Genomic DNA, 21,240 nt, shown 5'->3' on the forward strand with positions numbered 1-21,240 from the left:
TGCCGAGCATACCATCACCCCGTCTCCTGCCCGTACGGTAGCGCCTGGAGAGAAAGCCTTGCCGTTTAACCAGCAGCTTGGTTGAAACTGCTGCAATGGGGAGTCCTCTGCGAAAGCTGCACCCGAAAGACACAGGAAAAGTGCTATAGCCTCGCATATGCAGCTTATTTGTTTCACGTAGATTTCTCCAACACAGCCCAGTTTTCCCGGAACGGCTCTAGCGCACCGAGCCCCGCGCGGCGATCGCCATGCCGTTGTTGCTGGCAATATTGCGGATTGCGAAATGTTCGTGGGATCACAGCCGGCTATTTCGACTCGTCTAGCTGAATGGCTTGGGCTGAGGGTATTAGGCTAACCTTGGCGACCCCATCCCGATCGAAACCAACCACTCCATATGCAGGCCCGCAGTCCTTCAATTGATCAGCGGCGTCCACTGTGGCAGCCACCTGCTTCGGATCGGCTATCATCGCCGCCATTACCATTTCGCCTGGCTTCTTGGTGTAGGTTTTCCCGATAGGACCATCGTCGTGAAGCGCATCGGAAAGCAGTCTAACGTCCCATCGCTTCACTGCGCTGTTGCAATTCGCAACGAAGGGATTTTCATTGGGCGATGGGCTGTTGGCGCAATCATTTTTGGTCGAAACCAACTGCTTGCGGTTGAGCATCATTGAATCGCCGGTACATGGTTTGAACCGCACCATGTCCCCGGAACTGGCAACGACGAACCCTATTACACCACTTTCACCCTTGATCTCGTACGGACCAGCGCTTTTAACCAGCGACACCTGCCAATTGTCGTTTAGATCTTGCCCTCGTGCCACAGATCCCATGCTCGAAAAAAGAGCAATACTAAGTAGTGCAAATCGTCCCTTCATCATCGATGTCCTCCCTGATTTTGTCTGCGATATAGATAATGCGCCCCTCGTTGTTCACTACAAAGAGAGTGCCGCGATTGCATGGGTCAACATTACTACGACACAGAAGAAACAGTTGGTTGGGCAAGCCAATGATCTGGCGCAGTCGTCTTTCATGTCGACATGCATCGTAAAGCGCTACCGCGTCGGCATTGACCTTTGCATCACCGAGCATCGCAACGCTCTGTGATTTAAAACCTTTCCAAACGTCGTGAGCCATTTCCTTAGCCGCCCCACCAGCCGCACTTTTGATTGCAAAAAGCAAAATTACCACCGCGACCGCTGCAAGTGATTCCAATGCTGACGCAGTCGTTTTTCGTCCCTTGTGTTGGTCGTCGGAATGAAGCTCGAAAAGCAGAGCAGCCAAAACGAGAGCCACTATCACCAACAGCATCAATAAAATGTACCAGGCTTTCAATGGCACAAACGCATACACGAGCACCGTTGTGAAACTGACATCAATTTGAGTGGCGTCGATGCCAAACTCACCGAGGTATGATGTCAGATACGCCCAACCGCTGAAGTAAACCAAGGCGACCGGCAAGGCTGCAACAATCGCTTCACCTAGCGCGCCTCGCATTCCCCCCACTTCGAAATCTCCAGCCTAGAGCTGCCATTAATTGGACACTACACGAGACGCAGCATTGGACAACTCACGCTATTTGCAATGCGGTTTTTCTTATCACCGACCCGCATCTCGGCATCGTTCCCACTTTCTTTGCATCTCTTCAAGGGTGTCGCTTTCGCAGATGGCGAATTCGTCGCCGTAGAGAATGTCGTGGATATCGCGCCTTAGCTCCGGTCCCTCGCCTTGAAGCATAGCGGCGTACAAACCCGCAGGCTCATCGTTGAAGCTTCTCACGAATTTTCTCCACTGCTGCCGATAGTCGTCCAGGACCGAGCGCTGCGAAGTGTGAAGGCGGGCCAAAATGTCCCTACCGTATATGCGAGTTATTTCGACAGCGACCGAATTGAGACGCTTAAGCAGTGCGCGATGTTTCATCGGCCGCGATCCTTTCAAGCTCCGCGATCCTTGATCGGAGTTGCTCCAATTCGCCGATCTCGTTGAGTTTAGCGATCGTCGCGGTTATTGCGGCGCCTTCCTCTGGCGTCACCTCTCCACTAGCCAAACTGCTTGCGATCGTGGTCGCATCAATTGCGTCCAGCTCGATCGCCCTGCCTTTTGGCAATATGCGGTTGAGGACAAAAACGATCGCGTCCCAATCGCCTTTGTTTAGTTTTTCACGAAGCTGGTGAATTGCTGTGTCTGACATGCTTTTGATTGCTGCAATGGCCGCAGCGCTTACAATGTTGCGACTTCCTTTGGCGCGCCCGCCACCAGTGCCAGGAAGAAATTTCCCATCTGGTTGGCGATCCGGGAGGCGGACCACGCTAAAATTGGCGGTATCTGGCGCATGAGTGGTCATTATAGCCACCTCACCGAAATTCCTCTGGAATAGGCCCAAGCGGCGATTTCAGCGGTTAAATTTGAACGTGGGAACGAATGTCGCGCTTTCCAGTAGTTTCGTCGCTGGCGTGACGCGCCATTGAACGCTGACGCTATGGCTGCGGTGGTAATTCTAGGCGTGGTCGGCAAAAATATCGTGGGGGGCAGATTTAGGCGGTTGCTCATGCCGCTTTGCCGTCCATCACAAGGTCGTAAGCGGCGGCTGGCGTCATGTCCGTCATTACGGCGATTGTGCTGACTATCGATGAGATCGCCGTCCGCGTATCGTCGACGATTGTAGAGCGAGCCTCATGCGCCTCCAATGCTTTCTCTGCCGCTGCAAGTGCCGCCTCGCGATTTGGCCCGATCGCAATCGGGTCCGAAAGATCCGGCTTTCGCTGAAAATCCGATTGAAGCCCTGTCCGTTCGATGTGGCCGGTTATAGCGAGCTGATGCTGAACCATGTTCCACAAATTGTCGTCTCTCACATTGGATAGATCGCGACCACCACGCGACAGCGCGCTCAACTCGAAATGGTTCAGATTGGGAATACGCATCGCTTGCTCTGCAGTAGTCAACGAAGCAAACTTCTGCCGTTGTTCACTTTCGAGAGGCGCATTGGTCAGCGGTGCCGGTTCGTAAATTCTAGCGTTTGCGGTCGCGATTGCGCGAGCTTCGGCAGTCCCGGCAACGGCGAGGTTGCGAAGGTCCGGCGCAACCCGAACCGCGACCTCGCGAAGGTGATCGGCGCGTGCATTTGGCGTGAAGCGGTTGTTGGCCATGGTGACATGCTCGACGATACTTTCAAGCGCTGCGGCAAGGCGGCTCGCCTGGACAGCTACCGGGCTAGTCGAAGCCGTGAGCGAGGTCGGCAGCACGGCGGGTGCGATCTGTCCGCCCTCATGATTGATGGTCAGGACGAGCGCACGCGGGTTGCGATTCAATAGTGCCTGCATTGTGATTTCTCCAAGAGATTGTCTAGCTTGCGCAGACAATCCCCTTGCTTTTTCAAGGTGTCAATATGTATTTTTCACTTTTTACACATATATCTTGCCAACATCCCACAACTTTACTTAGATAACTCGCAACCAACTTGAAAATCTCGCCGGATTTAATTCGCAAATGCTTTGACTTCGATCGCACGATCATTGGGATCGCCATCGCAATCCCACACACCGTTGAGCAGCAAACACCACAACAGATGGTTGTTCGTTGATCATCGCAATGAATTCAACGCGTTATGCGACGACAAGCCATCCAATCGGACGCGCGGGTGTTCACAGGGGTAAATTGGCTGGAAAATTGGGCTGGCGCTATGACGCTATGAAAAATCTATGATCGAAACGCTTTCATAGCGTCTATTTTCCCTTGTTTTTCAAGTGGTTGTAGGTCTGCCGCTATGATAACTATGATCTTTCTATAAAGAGAGAGAGAATAAAGAGAGATAGAGAGGGGTATAAACAGGGAGTATATACGCGTCCTAGGAGCCGATCGGGAAAATCATAGTAGATCATAGCGGATACCCTACAAGTCCTTGAAAACGGTTGAAAAAATGGCGTTGCTATGATGCCGCTATGATGGTTTCATTCATAGCCTTGCGCCGGGCCATAATTTTCAACGTTTGATTTGGCGTCCAAATTCCACAAAACGCCGCGTTTATTAGGATCATCCTGAAAATAAGCCCGTCCAGCTTGGGCGATCCGCGAATATTTGAGAGCGGCAATTGCGGTGCCGAGCGTCTTGGCTGGCACCGGCTTGATGCCTCGCTGCCCTAGCAGCCTGCCAACGGCAGCGGTGCTGATCCAGCCGCCACGAAAGCCCGGCAAGCTATCCTCGACCGCTTCGGCTAAGAATTGCTCCAGCCAGCCCCGGCTTTCGATCAACGCTTCTGCGGTGCTGTTGGTGGCCGGCGCTCGCTTGGGGATCGCGCCGCGCTCGATTGGATAGTTGAGCAGATAATGCGCGACTATCCTCAATCCCATCTTGTGGCCGCCGTTCTGATGGTCGCCCAACCAATTGTACAAATTGTTGAAGTAAGTATCGTCCATCCCGCGCAAGCGAAGATCGTCAACCGTTTGGATTGGGCTGTAGAAGATTGCGAAGCGCCGCCCGTTTGCGGTGATAGGAATTGCGTCTTTGTAGTTGCTGAAAAACAGCCAATTGGATGGCGTATCGGCCATCTTTTGATTGACGCCCTTCCCTTCTATCTCAAGTTCTGTTTCGGTCACGAATGGCTTTAGCGTTTCAACCATATCGCGCCTTTCGTCGGTCTTGATTTCATCGACCAAGAAAAACAATTTGCCATCCATCCAGCCGTTAAATTTGCTGCCGCTGTCGTTTAGCTGCTTCGCCTTTGGCTGATAAAAATACTGCTTGTCGATTGCGTTCCTCATCACCTGTTTGAAGACGTTCTTTCCGACTCCTTCGGCGGATTGGATGACCGGAGCCCATGGGATTTTGAAGCCCGGAAAGCGGGCGTTGTGAGCCATGAATGCAAGTAAGATGTTGCGATCACTCTCAACCGGCAGCACCAATTCCAAGTGGCGCAAGAATGGCGATGGATCGCCCGCAAGGGTTTCGATTTTGGCTGGAACGTAGGTGTTGACGTATGATCGCCCTAATCCATCGTGGATGAACGCACCTGTGGGCAAATCGGGACGGAAGCAAGTGCCATCGACTTTCGGCACCGTCCAGACTGTCGAGCGCGTTGCAGCCTTCCACGGTTCATCTGTGACCTTGCCTTGCGTGTCGATGATAAACCGTTTGCCGCCGTATGAAGCGTTGAAGCTGCCGACATCGTACCTAATGCCGCGCGGTCCAATTATTCGGTTTTCAGGACCGATCAGCACGCAACTTTGAAACCATTGCTGTTGTTCCTGCGGTGTCAGCAACTCGCCAAATTGCGGTGCTGCATTTGGTGTCTGCGGTACGTTTGGCGATGGTTGCGGTTGTGCCGGCACATTGCCAACGCTACCTAGTGTCAACTGCGCATGAAGGCCGGGAACGCGCCTAACGATGGATTGCCAGCCCAATTCGGTGTTTCTGATCGATCCCCATTGCTTATGATCTTCGCTAACGTCGTCGCGTTCGTATTTCACGCACCACGCCGACCAAAGATCAAATAGCGCCTGCTCACTCGCCAACGTCCAGCCGGCTTGCTTGAAGGCTGCGGTGAACGCAATCCACTCGCCACGGTTCAATCTGTTCGGATCGGTCAAGTCCAGTGCACGTTGCAATTCTTCGAGCGACGGCGCGGCTAATTCAGGATCGCCAAGCTCATGGCGTTGGCCGTTACCGCCTTCGATGACGTTGACGGATGCCAGGGCTTGATCAAGCTGGTCTGCGGTTGTGACGTAGCCAGTGCCGGATAGCGCGAAGCACGTCACAAGATGCGGCTGCTCCGGGTTCTTACGATGGAACGTACCGGCGAGACGAAGCACCCGCGTCGGATCGCAAATTTTAGGATCGCCGTCGAATAGCTGCCTCAACTTCCGCTGTGTCGCTGTAAAGCGGTCGAGATCACGATGCGGCAGGATTTTCCAGTACACATGAAAGCGTCCCGGCGATGTTTGAACACCAAATGCCGGTTTGGGAAACCAACCGTTTGCTAATTCAAAGCTTGATTGGGCGCTCACGTTGTCTAGGTCAATCGCTTGGACGCGAACGGATTTGACGTTTGCAATTGTCAATCCCATCCCGTCCATGTCGGAAATGTTGATGAAAACGCCGTATCCTTGCTTGTTAAATGAGCATATTTCATTCCAAAGCTGTTGAAGCAGTCCACGCCTAACGATTGATGGTCTTCCCTTGTCCAATTCATGGATTATTCGAACATCAATGATGCATGTATCTGGATTGTCTCCCGTGAGTGCAGACACGTGCGCATATGCTTGCGCATAATCTAGCACAAGCGGCTTGCCTGCCGGCATTTCTACGGCTATAGAGGTAATCATATGCTTGATCCTTTAGCCCGGCTCGCTTGCACATTGCGCGCCGGGTTTTTCTTTGCCGATTTGGAGCATCAAATCTGTGATTTGGCGCTCATATGTCCGGAATTGTTGTTAAATCAGATGGTTAGCGGCGATTACGCGCCGATCAAGCGCCACGGGTAGCGCTTGGGGTTATCAACTGCCCGTCCGGCTCTGCATAAATTGCTCGATATCGGCGCGCCTCCAGTACCGGCGACCGTTGATCACAGAAGGCCGGGGGAAGTTGGTGACGGGCGGCGTATAGCGGCCAGATCGCCGGTCAAAGCTGCCGTGTAGCCAACGATGGAGCGACATCGCCGTGATACCGATTTCAGCGCAAACGGCAGGCGCGGGAATATAGACGTTCTTGTCAGACGACATGGTGGATGCCTCGAAATAGGGATTGCCGCGTAACCTGCGGGTTCGGGCAAGCATCCACTTGCGAGCACCGGTCCAACCGGCTTGCGGCATCCACCGCTTGCACCGCATGTCGTCGCGGCGACGGCCTGCAAATCAGGCATGAACTGATGTGAGCCTAACAGCTAAAAACAGTCAAGGCCGAAACATAACATTCCCGCACTATGTTATAGAATAGGCTCTCCTACGCCGACTTTTTAAAGATCGTTACATTGTCTGCGGTGATTGCTTGGACGCGCTTCGCCCATTGTTCCAAAGCATCGCGCTTTTCATCTTGATAATCGTAGCGGTTATAGATTGCGGCAACGCCGCTCACTTTGCCCGTCTTGTGATTTAGAATTGCTTCGGTCACTTCCTGCTTAATTCCAAGCTTTGCGAGTTCTGTTGCACATGTGCGGCGCAAATCATGCAGGTGCCAATCAGCCAATGCCGGTTCGCCACAGTGCTTATCGAGCGCATTCTTGCCATTGGAGAAGCCGCTGAAAGGCGTCTTGGCTGTTGTGGTGAACACATATTCAGATGGGTTGCCGTCCGCGTCTGCGATCCTTGGCAATCCTTCGATGATCGCTTTTGCCAGCGGTGCTAGCGGCACGACGTGCAGCCGCGAATTCTTGGTGCGTGATGCTTCAAGCGTGATTGCGTCCTGATCGTCTGAAAGTTCGTGCCACTTCAAGTTGGCGATCTCGTCGCGGCGTTGGCCGGTCAACAATAGCAGTTGCACCATCGGCCCAAATGGATAGCCGCATTTCTCTGCCGCCTTCCAAACGGTTTTGATTTCCTCATGGGATAGCACGCGGTCGCGGCTGGCCGCCTTAGCCGGCGCTTCCGCAAGTTCGATGATGTTGCGGCCAATGGCGCGTGCAACTGGTTTCCAGCGGAAGAATGCAGACAGAACCGCAAACGCGTTCCGACGTGCGCCGGGCGTGAGCTTCGCCAACAGCTTTTCAATGTCCCGGTAATCGAGCGTGCGAATGTCGGTGACGTGCTTCCAATGAGGCTTGATGTTGGTGGCTATGATGCGATCGTATTCGTCTGCGGTCGATGCCTTGACCGCCCTGCCCTTGAAGCCGGTTGCGCGGGCGGTTTTGATGAATTCATCAAACCACGCGTTGACGCTGGTGCGGTCAATCTTCTGTTGCCGGGGATCGTTGCCGCGCTTCGCGTCCGCAATTACCTTTTCGGCAGCAGCGCGAGCTTGGGTTACGCTAAGCGCTTGCGTTGAGGATACGATGTTGCCGGCGCGATCGTTGGAGCCGATTTCATCATAGCGTCCGATGGTCACTTTCGCGGCTTTGCCGTCGATCTTCGTTCGCACGGCCCATGACAAAGCACCACTTGGTTGCATCACCAGATAGAGCCCGGCTTGGGCGCTGTCTGGTATCTCTTGCCGTGTCGTTTCTGGCTTCAATGCGGTGATGAAGGCGGCGGCTTTTTTGAACTGGCCGGGGATCGGTCCAAGCATCGGTTTCGGCTCCGGGGTAACGTCAGGGGTAAACTGGGGTACGTTATTCCACGTTATGGAGCGATATGCAAACCGATGCTCTGCCGGCCAACAACGGCAATAAATTGTGGTAAATCAACATGTTGATTGATGGCCGCGTTATCAACTGTTACCCATTGGGGTGTGCTGGCACAAAATTTGTAAACCGAAGGTCGGCGGTTCGATTCCGTCCGGGGGCACCACCATTCGCTCTTCGAGCTCCGGGTGGCGGGCCACCCCAAGCCCTTAGACGCAGGTCCTCCGAAACCCCGGTGTAGAGCGATTACGAGCGCCGCCACTCTCTATGAGGCGCTCGCGATTTGGGCCGACACGTTCGTCCTGGTGAACGTATTCCTCACCCTCACAGATTTGTAGACATAAGCAGCCCAGATGCCGACCCCCACAAAAGACGCCAGGGGTGCCACCAGCGCATCGCCTGCGAGCACCTGGTTCACCGGAACGCCCAGAACTGACGAAGTCCAGATCGTATCCAGGACAAAAACGACAGGGATCGCAAGGCACTGAAGCAGAAACAATTGCGGGAACCGGCGGCTTCGCCGCAGCATCGAAACCAGCACAACCAGTTGAAGCGCCAGAAATGCGAGATTGAGGGCAACCTCCCCATACACCGCCAGCGGCCCATTTGGGAGAGTCATGAGTTGCCGGTAGCCGTCGGCCGAATTGGCGAAGTCGGCGAGCGTGCGCAGCGGTGACAATGTCTGACCGATCGCCAGCAGCATCAGCCAGCCACCGAAGCCCACAAGAGCCTCAGGATTCTGTGACGGCTTCGCGGCTGATCGAACAGCAAAGAAAACAGGCACGCCGATCAGCAGCAGCACGATCGCCCAATGCCAGATGGAAAACGTCCCCATTTATTCCCCCCTTTTTTTACCCTTTTAAGTTGTATCAGATTTCAAATTCAACTCAAGAGCTGAATTTTTCGTAGACAACGATACCGAAGCGACGATTTCTCCTGCCTGCTCCCTCACACCCCGATCGCCACCACCAATATCTGTTCTGTCCCGGAAGCGGCCGGCTGCCATCCGCGGGAACACTCCTGAGAAACGGCTAGCGGACTGCCCCTCCCTGGCACTTTCGGCTCGCGTGAAAAGCGAAGAACGCGGGCGGGAGCCTTCAGCCGTTCTGTCGGCAGGAACACAAACTCGATGTGCACCAGGCGATCGGCGCTCCCTCAACCCAGAAATCTGCCGGTCAATGCGGCGCAGCGCTCGTTTCCCAGGGCAAGGGAAACGGGATCCATTTCAGATCCGAAGCCTTTCCATCGGTGCTTTTATCGACGCCGCGGCTGCAACGATCGACCTTGTCCTGCCTCAAACCATCGGATGAGCGGCAAGCGCCGCCGGGCGTCGGCGAGACTCGGTTGGTGCGGATCGATGAGCCTATTTTGGCGGCCTACAGCGCTCTTTGCGGGCAAGGCATCCCGGCGGCATCACCGCAGCGTGAGGCCGTGGGGACCGGCCTGGCGCTCATTTGTTCCGACTGGCGCACCAGTTCGGCGAAGACAAGCGCGAAACTTCCCAACATGACAAAGACAATGATCAGGCGTGCTACCGGCAATATGTCGGCCTCGTCTGGCTGGCGCATGTCCCCTGGCATCAGGATCCGCGGGATCACGCGCACAAATCTAACGTGCCGCAGCGTCCTTTGCGTCCCGAAGGATAAGGTAGATGCTGCGGGCGCCCCACGCCACCCATGCCGGCTAACATGATCGGTCCGGCTTTACGAGACCTTAAGCCTGGCCTTAACCATCACATTCGGTCGCGCCACGACATCAACCGCGACCGCCCCGTGCGGCGGCACCGCCGCACCGTCGCTTCGTGAACCGGCAGAGGCTCTCTTTGCAGACCCGCCCGCCTCATGCTACCCCGGCGCTGGCGCGGCCGAAACCTGCCGGCGCCAATCGGTCGCGATCGGGAAGCCATGAGCACAGCCGCCAACAGCATCGCTTTCGTCTCGTCCGAGACAACAGACGCCAAGGCGGCGCTGGAGAGCCTGTCGGCGCGCTATGGCCAATGTTCGGTCGCCGAGGCGACTGTTGTGGTGGCGCTGGGTGGCGACGGCTTCCTGTTGCAGACCTTGCGCGACACGATGGGTACGGGAAAAAAAGTCTACGGCATGAACCGTGGCACAATAGGCTTCCTGATGAATGAATACCGGTCCGGAGGACTCACCGAGCGCATCGCGGCCGCGGTCGCCGAAACGATCCGCCCGCTGGAGATGCTGGCAACCACCTCGAATGGCGAACAAGTCACGGCGCTGGCGATCAACGAAGTTGCGCTGTGGCGTCAATCCTATCAGACGGCCAAGATCCGCATCAGCGTCGATGACCAGATACGGCTCGAGGAACTGAACTGCGACGGCGTCATGATCGCGACGCCGGCCGGATCGACCGCATATAATCTTTCCGCGCACGGCCCTATCCTTCCGCTCGACGCGCCCCTTCTGGCTCTCACGCCGGTCAGCCCGTTTCGTCCGCGACGCTGGCGCGGCGCATTGCTTTCCAACAAGGCGACCGTGCGCTTCGACATTCTGGAGTCGGAAAAGCGGCCGGTGAACGCAGCCGCCGACCACACGGAGGTCAAGGCGGTGACCTCGGTCACGGTACGGGAATCGCCGACTGCCACCGCGACTTTGCTATTCGATCCCAACCACTCCTGGAACGAACGCATCCTGGCCGAACAGTTCCGTTACTGAGCCGGCACAGAGACAAGCGGCCGGATTAAGCATCGCGATTAAGGTTACAACTTCACAATCGCGCCAATCCTGCCCGTTTCTGTTGACAAATCGTGGGCTTGCGCCTAATCGCAATACCAATCTTGCAGGCGCGTGGCGCTTGCCGCGACGAATGACGTTGCGCTTCCCCGAACCAGCCAAAGACAGCAACACTTGTCCTCAGACACGACGATCGCTCAAGAAGCGTTGACCTTTTCAGACCTCGGCCTATCGCCGAAGGTGCTTTCCGCAGTCACCGATGCCGGCTACACCCAGCCGACCCCGATCCAGGCTGGCGCGATCCCGCACGCCTTGCTCGGCAAGGACGTGCTGGGCATTGCCCAGACCGGCACCGGCAAGACCGCCTCCTTCGTGCTGCCGATGCTGACCCGGCTCGAAAAGGGCCGCGCCCGCGCCCGCATGCCGCGCACGCTGATCCTGGAGCCGACGCGTGAGCTTGCCGCGCAGGTCGAAGAAAACTTCGTCAAATACGGCAAGAACCACAAGCTCAACATCGCGCTGCTGATCGGCGGCGTGTCGTTCGACGAGCAGGACAAGAAGCTGGAGCGCGGCGCCGACGTGCTGATCGCTACGCCAGGCCGTCTGCTCGACCACCGCGAGCGCGGCAAGCTGCTCCTCAACGGTGTCGAGATCCTGGTCATCGACGAGGCCGACCGCATGCTCGACATGGGTTTCATTCCCGACATCGAGCGCATCTGCGAGATGATCCCGTTCACCCGGCAGACGCTGTTCTTCTCGGCGACCATGCCGCCAGAGATCACCAAGCTGACGGAAAAATTCCTGCATGCGCCGGTGCGCGTCGAGGTCTCCAAGGCCGCGTCGGCGGCCACCAACATCATCCAGCGGCTGGTCAAATCGGGTTCGAAGCCTTGGGACAAGCGCGAAACGCTGCGCAACCTGATCAAGGCCGAGGACGCGGAGCTGAAGAACGCGATCATCTTCTGCAATCGCAAGATCGAGGTTTCGGAGCTGTTCCGCTCGCTGCTGAAATATGATTTCGACGCCGGTGCGCTGCATGGCGACATGGACCAGCGCGCGCGCATGCAGATGCTGGCCAATTTCCGCGACGGCAAGCTGCGCTATCTCGTCGCCTCGGATGTCGCCGCGCGCGGCCTCGACATTCCCGATGTCAGCCATGTCTTCAACTACGACGTGCCGATCCATGCCGAGGACTATGTCCACCGCATCGGCCGCACAGGCCGCGCCGGGCGCTCGGGCAAGTCCTTCACCATCGCCACCAAGTCCGACACCAAATATATCGACGCCATCGAACGGCTGATCGGCACCAAGATCGAGTGGCATGACGGCGACCTGTCGACGGTGGTTGCCAGCGAAGGCGAGGACGATGCTCCGCGCCGCGGCAAAGGCGCGCCGCGCCGCGCCGGCCGCAAGGACGAGGACCGCAGCGACAGGGGCGGACGCAAGAAGGGCGGCGAGCGTCGCGGCGGACACAGCGAGGAAGATGCCGCGACCGCGGTTGCTCAACCGCAGCCCGATGTGGCCGAGACGGCCGATATTGTCGAACGGCGCACGCGCAAGGATGCAATCCGTTCGGAAAACACCGAACGCAAATCATCCGACCGCAATGAGCCGCGCGCACCCGAGCGTGGTGACACCAGGCCGCAGCGCAGTAACAACCGCCCTGCCCGCCACCATCAGGAAGACAACGACACCACCGTCGGCTTCGGCGACGACATGCCGGCCTTCATGCGCATCGTCGCCAAGGTCTGATTCCAGCCAGCAAGCCGGCTACCCGGCTTGCCTCCTTTTTTGCCCTGCCGCCAAGAGCAATTCGAGGAAAAGCCGCCTGGCGCTTTTCCGTCCGGAATTGCGTGGAAACGAAGCATTGGCGCGGTTCAGCAATTCTATTGGACGCTGGTCCGCTCCAGGTCACATCGGTCCGGGCATCATCTTGGTCGGTTTCTCCAGCATCGGAAACTCGGCCTTGTCGCATTTCACCTTCGGATTCGTCGGACTGAACATGCCGTTCGGATTGTCATCGAGCCAGGCGTGAAGATCGTAGTGGACGAACTCCTTCGGGATCAGGGGGTAGTGCCCCTCCATCGGGCCCATGAAGGTTTGACCAAACAGCTTTGGTGGCTCCTTGACGTCCGGGGTCAGCGGCACCAGCCACTCCACCCCAACCAAATGCAGGCCTTTTTTCGTTGGTTCGTAGATCAATACATTGGGATGCATCGGATCTAGTTTCTGGCCGACACTTGGAACGTTGACGAAATGGATGCCCATGGCGCCCTTCGGATAATCCATGGAGCCGGGTATCTTTTCTCCACTGTAATAGACGCAGCCGACTGTCGACAGGTAGAGATCGCGGACGGCGGCGGTGTAGTCCTGATATTTGGCGAGCGATTTCTTCAACGCGTCGATGTCGGCCTTGTTGGCGTCCTCGGCATGAGCCGTGGCGAGGCCTAACCATGCACTTACAATGCTTGTCAAAGCGAGGACGCCGCAGCGCCCAAGACTGGCTGTTCTTGTCATGCATTCCTCCCAGATTTCATGATCTGGCCGTGCAAGACCGAGGCGGCAAAGATGTTGATTGCGCGGCCGATTAAACCGCCCCATCCCCTCTGGAACAGCGTCGATGCTAATCCTTTCCACGGCTGCGGAAAAGCACTTATTAGATATTGCTAATTTTATTTGACCGCCGTCATGAAACCGGGCGCCAAAATACGCCTGGATAAAAAAACGGCCCCCGATGGGGGCCGTTTTTCGCATGAGACGCGATTCCGCTCAGGTGAGCGGCGACAGCTGGATCTCGACGCGTCGGTTCTGGGCCCGGCCCTCGGCCGTGGCATTGGAGGCGACGGGCCGCGTCTTGCCAAATCCGGTGACGGCGAAGCGGCGCTGATCGACGCCCTGGCCGGACAGATAATTCGCGACCGCCAGCGCACGGCGCTGCGACAGATCGAAATTGTGCTGGTCGCCACCGGTCGAATCGGTATGGCCGAAAACGTCGACCGTGGTCTGCTTGAACCTCTTCAGCACCAGCGCCACCGAATTCAGCACCTGGTAGAAGCCGGGCTTCACCGCGTCCTGGTCGGTGTTGAAGGTGATGTCGGACGGCATGTTGAGGATGATCTGGTCGCCGCTACGGGTGACACTGACGCCGGTGCCCTCGAGCTGCCGGCGCAATTCAGCCTCGTTCTGGTCCATGGTGGCGCCGATGGCGCCGCCTGCCAGCGCGCCGATGCCGGCGCCGATCAGCGCATTGCGGCGGTCATTGCCGCCGGCAAGCAGACCAAGGCTGGCGCCTGCCAGAGCGCCAAGACCCGCCCCCGCGGCCGTGTTGGAAATCTTCTGGTCGCCCGTATACGGATCGGTGGTGGTGCACGCGGTCACGAGCAGAGCCGTCGCCATAACGACGAGCACGGTCTTCTTCATAGGATGGTCCCTCTCCAAGTCACGCCTTACGATGGCGCCAAATCAGCCCTTGTCGCGACTTGTACCATGAAATGCGGCGAAAAACGGAACGGGAAAAGTGGCCGTCGCGGCTTTTCCCCCGGGTCCGTTGCGCATCGAAGCACCTTGGCGGGCTACCAGAGATTCTTGCCGTCAATGACCACCACTTCGACCCTGTCGAGGTCGAAGTCATCGAACAGCCGCGAGTTGACGCTGATCTTCGGATTGTCAAAATCCGGCTCGCCGGTCGACCAGTCCGGCGTTTCGGTGAAGGTGCCGCAGCCGCAGGTTGCGCAAAAACCATGCTTTACGGTCTTCGAGCCCCATTGGTAGAAGGAAACGTTCTTCAGCGGCGTGATGAGCTTGAACTGCGACGGGGTGTAATAGGCCCAGAGCGAGCCGCGTTTCGAGCAGAACGAACAGGTGCATTGTGTCACCGTCCGCGGCGCCTCCGACACCTCGAATATCGTCGCCTTGCAGTGGCAGCTTCCCTTGATGGCCATGAACATCACCTCTCCATTGTCCGTCGCCCAAGCGGCAAGGCACCATAAAGAAGCGATCCTGACAACCGTCCGTCAGCAGACGCGTCTGCCGAATGGCGTTGGCCGCCGGCGCAGCATCAAAAAGAGCGCGGCGGCACGAACAGGCATATTGTCTTGCCGGCATCGAGACCGGCCTGATGAGCGCACCAGTGAAACTCGCCGTCAGGGCTGTCCTTGATGCGCTTGTCCGTCATGGGAACCACCTCGCCGGTGCCGGCGATCACGTAGCCCTCGGGTTTCTCCAGCACCTCGCCGGTATGCGTGGCACGACAGTCATAGTTGGCGCAGCAGGCGAATGGATAGCTCCAACCCTGCGGCTTTGCCGCCGTGGGCTTGGCGTCATGAGCAAAGGCAGCTGGCGCGAACATCGCGATCACGCCGACGGCGAACAGGGAAAACATGAGTCGGCCGACCGGTTGAACGGCTCGGGCCGATCTGGGCGTGGCAGCGGACATAGGACGTTCCTTTCGAGCGTCAAGCATTTCGCCTGCCCGTTCCCGGAACGTTTCTTCCCAGTGGCCGGATCGTCAGTCGCAGATATGCCGCGTCCGGCCATAAATGCTTTTTGTCTCCCAGCGCTTGGATGCTGGGCTGATTCCTTGGTCGGCGCAAGAAGCCGCAGCGCCCGGATATGGGCGCACGCGCATGACATACTGCTACCGCTGACGAGATTCAGGCCAGGTTTGTTCCCGGCAGGCGGGGCATGCAAACAACGGGATTGATCCGGAGTGGTTCCAGCCGGCCGATCGTCAGATGCGCACAATCACATGCTCTTGATTGCCGATGACATTGCCGCAGATCGTCCGCGATGGAGAACCAGCCGCCCCGCAGCCCGGAAGATGTGGGCAGCCGGATGAACGGCAAACATGCGACGCGCCCGTTTTGGGGACAGGAAAAGACCCTCTTCCCGTACGAGAGCAATACGCCGAATCAGAAACCTTGCGATGGCCGGCGCGCTTGTTGCTGGCACCGGCGGGAGCGTGTGGTCAACCGCTCACCGCACGGCGATACGTCCGCTTTTGCGACGAGCTCGCGGTCCTCGCCCGCATGAGCAGCCTAATCCAGGTCGGCTACCACTTCGCCCGCGCCGCCCTCGATGCGTTGCGACAGCGAGGCTTCCATGAAGTCGTCGAGGTCGCCATCGAGCACGCTGGACGGGTTGGTGCTTTCGACGCCGGTGCGCAGATCCTTCACCAACTGATAGGGCTGCAGCACGTAGGAACGGATCTGGTGGCCCCAGCCGATATCGCTCTTCGACGCCTCGGTCGCGTTGGCGACCGCTTCGCGCTTCTTAAGCTCTTCCTCGTAGAGTCGCGAGCGCAGCATTTCCCAAGCCTTGGCCTTGTTCTTGTGCTGCGAGCGTTCGGCCTGGCAGGCGACCGCGATGCCGGTGGCGATATGGGTGATGCGCACGGCCGAATCGGTGGTGTTGACGTGCTGGCCGCCCGAGCCAGACGAACGATAGGTATCGATGCGCACGTCGGATTCGGAGACATCGATCTCTATCCTGTCGTCGACGACAGGATAGACCCACACGCTGGAGAAGGACGTATGACGGCGCGCATTGCTGTCATAGGGTGAGATGCGCACCAGGCGGTGGACGCCGGATTCGGTCTTCATCCAGCCATAGGCATTGTGACCCTTGATCAGCAAGGTGGCGGACTTGATGCCGGCCTCTTCGCCGTCATGCACTTCCAGCACCTCGACCTTGAAGCGGCGGCGCTCGGCCCAGCGCGTGTACATGCGCAACAGCATCGAGGCCCAGTCCTGGCTTTCGGTACCGCCGGCGCCGGCATGGATTTCGAGATAGGTGTCGTTGGCGTCGGCCTCGCCCGAGAGCAACGTCTCGACCTGGCGGGCCTTTGCCTCGCCCTGCATCGAGCGGATCGCGGCCTCGGCCTCGGCGATGACGCCTTCGTCGCCCTCTTCCTCGCCAAGCTCGATCAGGCCGATATTGTCTTCCAGCGCCTGGGTCAGGCCCTTGACCGCCGCGATGCCTTCCTCGAGGCCCTGGCGTTCGCGCATCAGCTTCTGCGCTTCCAGCGGTTCGTTCCAGAGGCTTGCGTCCTCGGCGCGCACGTTCAGGTATTCAAGCCGCTTTATGGCCTGATCCCAGTCAAAGATGCCTCCTCAGCAGGGTAATCGCCTGCCTGATCTCATCGACAATATTCTGCGTTTCCGCGCGCATGGCCTGATATTTTGTCCTGTTGCTGAATGACGCTTCGGTCGGCGCGATACATAGGGACGGTGCCGCCATGTGTAAAGCGAAATGGGCCAGCCTCAGGCTGGCCCATTCGGACGTTTGAATTCGTCAGTAAAGGCCGCCGCCGCCGTCCTGGATGGCCTGGTTGGCCTGCGGCGACAGTGCGCCGCCGGAAGCGTTGGAGCCATCGGCGCCCATGCCGATCACCCAGTAGCTGTCGGCGGGGCCGGTGCCAGGCTTGAAGGCCTCGATGATGGTGCCGGGATCGCCCGAGGAGGCGCGCATGCCGGTCTTGCGGTTGATGGCGATCAGATTCATGCCGTCGGGCACCTTGAAGTCGACATTGGGCGTGCCGTCCAGCGCCACGCGCATGAAATCCTTGAAGATCGGGGCGGCAAGGCCGCCGCCGGTGGCGCCATGGCCAAGGCCGCGCGGCGTGTCGTAGCCCATGTAGAGACCAACCACGAGGTTCGGCGTATAGCCGATGAACCAGGCGTCCTTCTCGTCGTTGGTGGTGCCGGTCTTGCCGGCGATGTGGCGGCCAAGCTCGCCGATGGTGGCGCCGGTGCCGCGCTGGACGACACCTTCCATCATCGAGGTGATCTGGTAGGCGGTCATCGGATCGAGCACCTGCTCGGAATTGTCGACCAGTTCCGGCTCCGGCTGGTTTTTCCATTCAGGCGCGTTGCAGCCTTCGCAGCCACGCTCATCCTGCTTGAACACCGTCTTGCCGTAGCGGTCCTGGATGCGGTCGATCAGCGTCGGTTTGATCGACTTGCCGCCATTGGCCATGATCGAATAGGCCGAAACCATGCGCATGACGGTCGTCTCGCCCGAACCCAGCGCCATCGGCAGGTATGGCGCCAGATGATCATAGACGCCGAAGCGCTCGGCATATTCGACGACCAGCTTCATGCCCATGTCATTGGCAAGCCGCACCGTCATAAGGTTGCGCGACTTCTCGATGCCGGAACGCAGCGTTGCCGGGCCGGCGACCGTGCCGTCATAGTTCTTCGGCGTCCAGGTGGTGTTGCCGCTCTGGATGGTGATCGGACCATCCATGATCACCGAGGCCGGGGTATAGCCATTGTCGAGCGCGGCCGAATAGACGATCGGCTTGAACGAAGAGCCTGGCTGGCGCATCGCCTGGGTGGCGCGGTTGAATTCCGACTGCGAATAAGAGAAACCGCCGACCATGGCCAGCACGCGGCCGGTGTGCGGATCCATCGCGATCAGGCCGCCTGCCACCTCGGGAACCTGGCGCAAGCTGTAGGCATTGTCGGAACCATCGTTCTTCTGGACGAAGATGACGTCGCCCGGCTTCAGCACGTCGGCCGGCGACCTGGCCTTGACTGTCTTGCCGTCGACCACATGGCGCATGGCAAAGCCCATGTCTTCCTTGCTGACGGTGCCTTCGACGCGTTCCTTCACGATATCGCCCGACGCCTGGCGTGCGGGCTGCAGGCCGATCGACAGCCCGGACGCCGAACTGTCGAGCACGACGGCCAGCGACCACTCGGGAACGTCTTCCAGTCCCTTGACGGCACCCAATGGCACACCCCAGTCGCCGGAGACGTCGATCGTCTTCACCGGCCCGCGATAGCCGCGCAAAGTATCGTATTTCATCAATCCATTCTGCATCGCCTTGCGGGCAATGAGCTGGACCTTCGGGTCAAGGGTGGTGCGAATCGACAGCCCGCCCTCATAGAGGGCGTTCTCGCCGTAGCGGGCGATGATCTGCCGACGAACCTCTTCCGTGAAATACTCGCCGGCGAAAAGGTAGGAGCCGGTGCGGCGCGGAGCAACGCCAAGCGGCTCGGCCTTCGCCTTCGCCCCCTCTTCGGGCGTCACGTAACCGTTTTCGACCATCTGGCCGATCACCCAGTTTCGCCGTTCAATTGCCCGGTCGGCGTGTTTGAAGGGATTGTAGTTGGCCGGACCTTTCGGGAGCGATGCCAGATAAGCGGCCTCGGCCACGGTCAGTTCGTTCACCGATTTATCGAAGTAGGTCAGTGCGGCACCGGCAACGCCATAGGCATTGAAGCCGAAGAAGATCTCATTGAGATAGAGCTCGAGGATACGATCCTTGGAATAGGCCTGCTCGATGCGGAACGAAAGGATGGCTTCCTTGACCTTGCGTTCCAGGGAGCGCTCGTTCGTCAGCAGGAAGTTCTTGGCAACCTGTTGGGTGATCGTCGAGCCGCCCTGCATGGGGCCACCCGAAACGTAAGTCATCACCGCTCTGCCCAACCCCGTTATGTCGACACCAGGGTGGCTGTAGAAGTTCTTGTCCTCCGCGGACAGGAAGGCCGCCTTGACGCGATCCGGGATGGCCTGGATCGGCAAATACAAGCGCCGTTCCCGTGCATACTCCGCCATCAGCGCGCCATCCGAGGCGTGGATACGGGTGGTCACCGGAGGCTCGTACTTGGCCAGCACTTCGTAGTCTGGCAGATCCTTTGCCACATGGCCGATGTAAAGGGCAACGCCCGCCGCGGCCAGGAGGGCCAGCGTCGTGCCGATGCCGAAGAAATAGCCAATGAGACGAATCATACCCGCTCCAGTCCTTGGTTCGGGAATTTCCTAAACGAAGCCGCCTTCCACGCAAGCTTTCGAGCCGGTCCCAACCCGCAATCGAAAACCCATGTCGCCATCATGTGGACAAAATACGGCAGGGCCGCGTTTCGCGGCCGCAAGCCGGAAATAAAAGCAGCGGGTGTTGTCATCTCGCAACGCCGCCTCTGGTTGCAGGCGCTGCCGGGCATTGTCAACCTCCGGTTCCAGCCCCGGCACGGGCGGAAGCGAACAACGCGACGGCGTTGGTGATGCTTTGCGCTGCCTTGCCGCGCCACTCGGTGTCGAGCAGTTGCGCCTCGTCCTTGGCGTTGGAGAGATAGCCGAGCTCGACCAGCACGGAGGGCACGTCCGGGGCCTTCAGGACCTTGAAGCCGGCCGAACGCTGCGGATTGTTGATAAGGCCGACGCTGGTCGAGAGCTGACCGACCAAGGTGTGGGCAAAACTCATGGAGAAATTGTGCGTCTCCCGGCGGATCAGGTCGATCAGGATGTCGGTCACTTCCTTGTTGTCGTCCTTGATGACCATGCCGGCGAACTGGTCCGACAGGTTTTCACGGTCGGCAAGCGCCTGTGCTTGAGGGTCGGAAGCCTTGTCGGAGACCGTATAGACAGTGGCGCCGCGGATGCCCTTGACGCTGATCGTGTCGGCATGGATCGAAATAAGCAGATCGGCCTCATGCTGGCGGGCAATGCGGACGCGGTCGTCCAGGCGCAGATATTCATCGGTATCACGGGTCATGAAGACATCGTATTTGCCGACGGCCGCGAGCTTGTCGCGCAGCTCGGTGGCAAAGGCGAGCGTGACGTTCTTCTCGATGGTGCCGTTCAGGCCTTCGGCGCCGCCGTCCACGCCGCCATGGCCGGGGTCGATGACGACGGTGAACCTGTGGCCGGGATTGGAGACAGGTCCCGTGCCGACCCGGCCGCCTTTATCGGTCGAAACCGTGGAGCCGGTGGTCAGCGCCTGATTGGCAAGGGCGGCGTCAAACTCACGTTCGGAGGCCGCCGACATGTCGATGGCAATGCGGTAGCCGGTTCCGTCCTCGTTCCTGAGCACATCGAGCTTGTCGACGGCGAACGGTCCCTTGCCTGTCAGGATCAGTCGCGAAACGCCCTCGCCGAGTTCGCCGAGCCGCACGCCCTTGACCAGGCCACGCGGCTTCAAATCCTTGGCATCGATGGCAAATCGGGTGTTCGCAAGATCGATGACAAGGCGGTTGGGTCCGCGCAGCAGGAACCATTTGATGTCAGGCTCGCGATCGAAATCCATGACGATGCGCATCTTGGTGGCATCGCCGGCCATTTTGTAGCCCTTCGCCACAAGCGGCGCGTCGGCGGCACTGGCAATCGTGGAAAAGGCGGACGAAAACACCACCAGCAACACGAGACAGAAGGCACGGAGAATCTGGCCGCCAACACGACATCCCTTGTCTGTGAAGTCCGCCAGTCCCATCTCTCTTCTAGTCGCTCCCGCTTTGGCGCCAGGCGCTGGCTCGTTTCGTCAAAGTGCCGGTTAGGCCG

At 58.5% G+C, this 21,240-nt stretch carries 18 protein-coding genes and 1 tRNA gene; 3 read left to right on the forward strand and 16 right to left on the reverse strand.

The annotated features are described in order from the left end of the window. Nucleotides 1-305: 305 nt before the first annotated feature. The 8 genes from O7A70_RS12645 to O7A70_RS12680 all read right to left on the reverse strand — a co-directional run bounded on the left by O7A70_RS12645 (nt 306) and on the right by O7A70_RS12680 (nt 8,208). A complete protein-coding gene (locus tag O7A70_RS12645) occupies nt 306-878 on the reverse strand; it encodes a hypothetical protein (RefSeq protein ID WP_337140635.1) in 573 nt (190 codons plus the stop codon). Then, nucleotides 850-1,494, reverse strand: coding sequence for a hypothetical protein (locus O7A70_RS12650; RefSeq protein WP_337140636.1), 645 nt, complete (start codon nt 1,492-1,494; stop codon nt 850-852). Before O7A70_RS12650 ends, O7A70_RS12645 begins: the two co-directional genes overlap by 29 nt. A 102-nt stretch (nt 1,495-1,596) precedes the next feature. Next, nucleotides 1,597-1,917, reverse strand: coding sequence for a hypothetical protein (locus tag O7A70_RS12655; protein WP_337140637.1), 321 nt, complete (start codon nt 1,915-1,917; stop codon nt 1,597-1,599). Continuing rightward, entirely contained in the window at nt 1,895-2,341 is a 447-nt protein-coding gene (locus O7A70_RS12660; RefSeq protein WP_337140638.1) for a hypothetical protein, read from the reverse strand. Before O7A70_RS12660 ends, O7A70_RS12655 begins: the two co-directional genes overlap by 23 nt. A 202-nt stretch (nt 2,342-2,543) precedes the next feature. Then, nucleotides 2,544-3,317 (reverse strand): hypothetical protein, encoded by a 774-nt coding sequence (locus O7A70_RS12665; RefSeq protein WP_337140639.1) that lies wholly within the window; start codon nt 3,315-3,317, stop codon nt 2,544-2,546. Nucleotides 3,318-3,944: 627 nt separating this feature from the next. Continuing rightward, on the reverse strand, nt 3,945-6,314 hold the full coding sequence (locus O7A70_RS12670; RefSeq protein WP_337140640.1) for a DUF5906 domain-containing protein: 2,370 nt from the start codon (nt 6,312-6,314) through the stop codon (nt 3,945-3,947). 171 nt (nt 6,315-6,485) lie between these two features. Further along, nucleotides 6,486-6,800, reverse strand: coding sequence for a helix-turn-helix transcriptional regulator (locus O7A70_RS12675; protein ID WP_337140641.1), 315 nt, complete (start codon nt 6,798-6,800; stop codon nt 6,486-6,488). A 130-nt stretch (nt 6,801-6,930) separates the two neighbouring features. Further along, a complete protein-coding gene (locus O7A70_RS12680; RefSeq protein WP_337140642.1) occupies nt 6,931-8,208 on the reverse strand; it encodes a tyrosine-type recombinase/integrase in 1,278 nt (425 codons plus the stop codon). Between the two features lie 162 nt (nt 8,209-8,370). Here O7A70_RS12680 and O7A70_RS12685 point away from each other — a divergent pair. Next, nucleotides 8,371-8,429, forward strand: a tRNA-OTHER gene (locus O7A70_RS12685). Nucleotides 8,430-8,528: 99 nt separating this feature from the next. On the opposite strand, the gene O7A70_RS12690 is transcribed toward O7A70_RS12685, so the two are convergent. Next, the gene (locus O7A70_RS12690) at nt 8,529-9,098 is read right to left on the reverse strand and encodes a DUF2569 family protein (RefSeq protein ID WP_337140643.1); all 570 of its coding nucleotides are present in this window, start codon (nt 9,096-9,098) and stop codon (nt 8,529-8,531) included. Nucleotides 9,099-10,167: 1,069 nt separating this feature from the next. Here O7A70_RS12690 and O7A70_RS12695 point away from each other — a divergent pair. Further along, nucleotides 10,168-10,941, forward strand: coding sequence for an NAD kinase (locus tag O7A70_RS12695; protein WP_337140644.1), 774 nt, complete (start codon nt 10,168-10,170; stop codon nt 10,939-10,941). 192 nt (nt 10,942-11,133) lie between these two features. Further along, nucleotides 11,134-12,711: a DEAD/DEAH box helicase gene (locus O7A70_RS12700; RefSeq protein WP_337140645.1), complete on the forward strand. Its 1,578-nt coding sequence runs from the start codon at nt 11,134-11,136 to the stop codon at nt 12,709-12,711. Between the two features lie 159 nt (nt 12,712-12,870). Here the strand turns inward: O7A70_RS12700 and O7A70_RS12705 are convergent, their stop codons facing one another. The 7 genes from O7A70_RS12705 to O7A70_RS12735 form a co-directional block, all read right to left on the reverse strand. Next, entirely contained in the window at nt 12,871-13,476 is a 606-nt protein-coding gene (locus O7A70_RS12705) for a hypothetical protein (protein WP_337107194.1), read from the reverse strand. Between the two features lie 252 nt (nt 13,477-13,728). After that, on the reverse strand, nt 13,729-14,379 hold the full coding sequence (locus O7A70_RS12710) for an OmpA family protein (protein WP_224643740.1): 651 nt from the start codon (nt 14,377-14,379) through the stop codon (nt 13,729-13,731). A gap of 152 nt (nt 14,380-14,531) precedes the next feature. Then, the gene (locus tag O7A70_RS12715) at nt 14,532-14,900 is read right to left on the reverse strand and encodes a GFA family protein (protein WP_337140873.1); all 369 of its coding nucleotides are present in this window, start codon (nt 14,898-14,900) and stop codon (nt 14,532-14,534) included. Nucleotides 14,901-15,016: 116 nt separating this feature from the next. Then, on the reverse strand, nt 15,017-15,394 hold the full coding sequence (locus O7A70_RS12720) for a hypothetical protein (protein WP_027146856.1): 378 nt from the start codon (nt 15,392-15,394) through the stop codon (nt 15,017-15,019). 601 nt (nt 15,395-15,995) lie between these two features. After that, a protein-coding gene (gene prfB, locus O7A70_RS12725) for a peptide chain release factor 2 (RefSeq protein ID WP_140508819.1) occupies nt 15,996-17,127 on the reverse strand; the annotation gives its coding sequence in 2 pieces (ribosomal slippage) (nt 15,996-17,060 and nt 17,062-17,127; 1,131 coding nt in all). A gap of 123 nt (nt 17,128-17,250) precedes the next feature. Beyond that, complete coding sequence (locus O7A70_RS12730; protein ID WP_337140646.1) at nt 17,251-19,695, reverse strand: penicillin-binding protein 1A; 2,445 nt, start codon at nt 19,693-19,695, stop codon at nt 17,251-17,253. Between the two features lie 214 nt (nt 19,696-19,909). Further along, nucleotides 19,910-21,172: an N-acetylmuramoyl-L-alanine amidase gene (locus O7A70_RS12735; protein ID WP_337140647.1), complete on the reverse strand. Its 1,263-nt coding sequence runs from the start codon at nt 21,170-21,172 to the stop codon at nt 19,910-19,912. Between the last annotated feature and the right edge of the window lie 68 nt (nt 21,173-21,240).

The sequence above is a fragment of the Mesorhizobium sp. Cs1299R1N1 genome (assembly GCF_037179655.1).
GTDB classification, from domain to species: domain Bacteria; phylum Pseudomonadota; class Alphaproteobacteria; order Rhizobiales; family Rhizobiaceae; genus Mesorhizobium; species Mesorhizobium salmacidum.

What these genes read in the sequence shown, in the direction of transcription:
- O7A70_RS12705 (WP_337107194.1), bottom strand. Translation starts at nt 13,476, where the DNA reads ATGACAAGAACAGCCAGTCTTGGGCGCTGCGGCGTCCTCGCTTTGACA.
- O7A70_RS12655 (WP_337140637.1), bottom strand. Translation starts at nt 1,917, where the DNA reads ATGAAACATCGCGCACTGCTTAAGCGTCTCAATTCGGTCGCTGTCGAA.
- O7A70_RS12715 (WP_337140873.1), bottom strand. Translation starts at nt 14,900, where the DNA reads ATGGCCATCAAGGGAAGCTGCCACTGCAAGGCGACGATATTCGAGGTG.
- O7A70_RS12645 (WP_337140635.1), bottom strand. Translation starts at nt 878, where the DNA reads ATGATGAAGGGACGATTTGCACTACTTAGTATTGCTCTTTTTTCGAGC.
- O7A70_RS12675 (WP_337140641.1), bottom strand. Translation starts at nt 6,800, where the DNA reads ATGCCGCAAGCCGGTTGGACCGGTGCTCGCAAGTGGATGCTTGCCCGA.
- O7A70_RS12720 (WP_027146856.1), bottom strand. Translation starts at nt 15,394, where the DNA reads ATGTCCGCTGCCACGCCCAGATCGGCCCGAGCCGTTCAACCGGTCGGC.
- O7A70_RS12735 (WP_337140647.1), bottom strand. Translation starts at nt 21,172, where the DNA reads ATGGGACTGGCGGACTTCACAGACAAGGGATGTCGTGTTGGCGGCCAG.
- O7A70_RS12690 (WP_337140643.1), bottom strand. Translation starts at nt 9,098, where the DNA reads ATGGGGACGTTTTCCATCTGGCATTGGGCGATCGTGCTGCTGCTGATC.
- O7A70_RS12660 (WP_337140638.1), bottom strand. Translation starts at nt 2,341, where the DNA reads ATGACCACTCATGCGCCAGATACCGCCAATTTTAGCGTGGTCCGCCTC.
- O7A70_RS12710 (WP_224643740.1), bottom strand. Translation starts at nt 14,379, where the DNA reads ATGAAGAAGACCGTGCTCGTCGTTATGGCGACGGCTCTGCTCGTGACC.
- O7A70_RS12680 (WP_337140642.1), bottom strand. Translation starts at nt 8,208, where the DNA reads ATGCTTGGACCGATCCCCGGCCAGTTCAAAAAAGCCGCCGCCTTCATC.
- O7A70_RS12695 (WP_337140644.1), top strand. Translation starts at nt 10,168, where the DNA reads ATGAGCACAGCCGCCAACAGCATCGCTTTCGTCTCGTCCGAGACAACA.
- O7A70_RS12730 (WP_337140646.1), bottom strand. Translation starts at nt 19,695, where the DNA reads ATGATTCGTCTCATTGGCTATTTCTTCGGCATCGGCACGACGCTGGCC.
- O7A70_RS12665 (WP_337140639.1), bottom strand. Translation starts at nt 3,317, where the DNA reads ATGCAGGCACTATTGAATCGCAACCCGCGTGCGCTCGTCCTGACCATC.
- O7A70_RS12650 (WP_337140636.1), bottom strand. Translation starts at nt 1,494, where the DNA reads ATGCGAGGCGCGCTAGGTGAAGCGATTGTTGCAGCCTTGCCGGTCGCC.
- O7A70_RS12670 (WP_337140640.1), bottom strand. Translation starts at nt 6,314, where the DNA reads ATGATTACCTCTATAGCCGTAGAAATGCCGGCAGGCAAGCCGCTTGTG.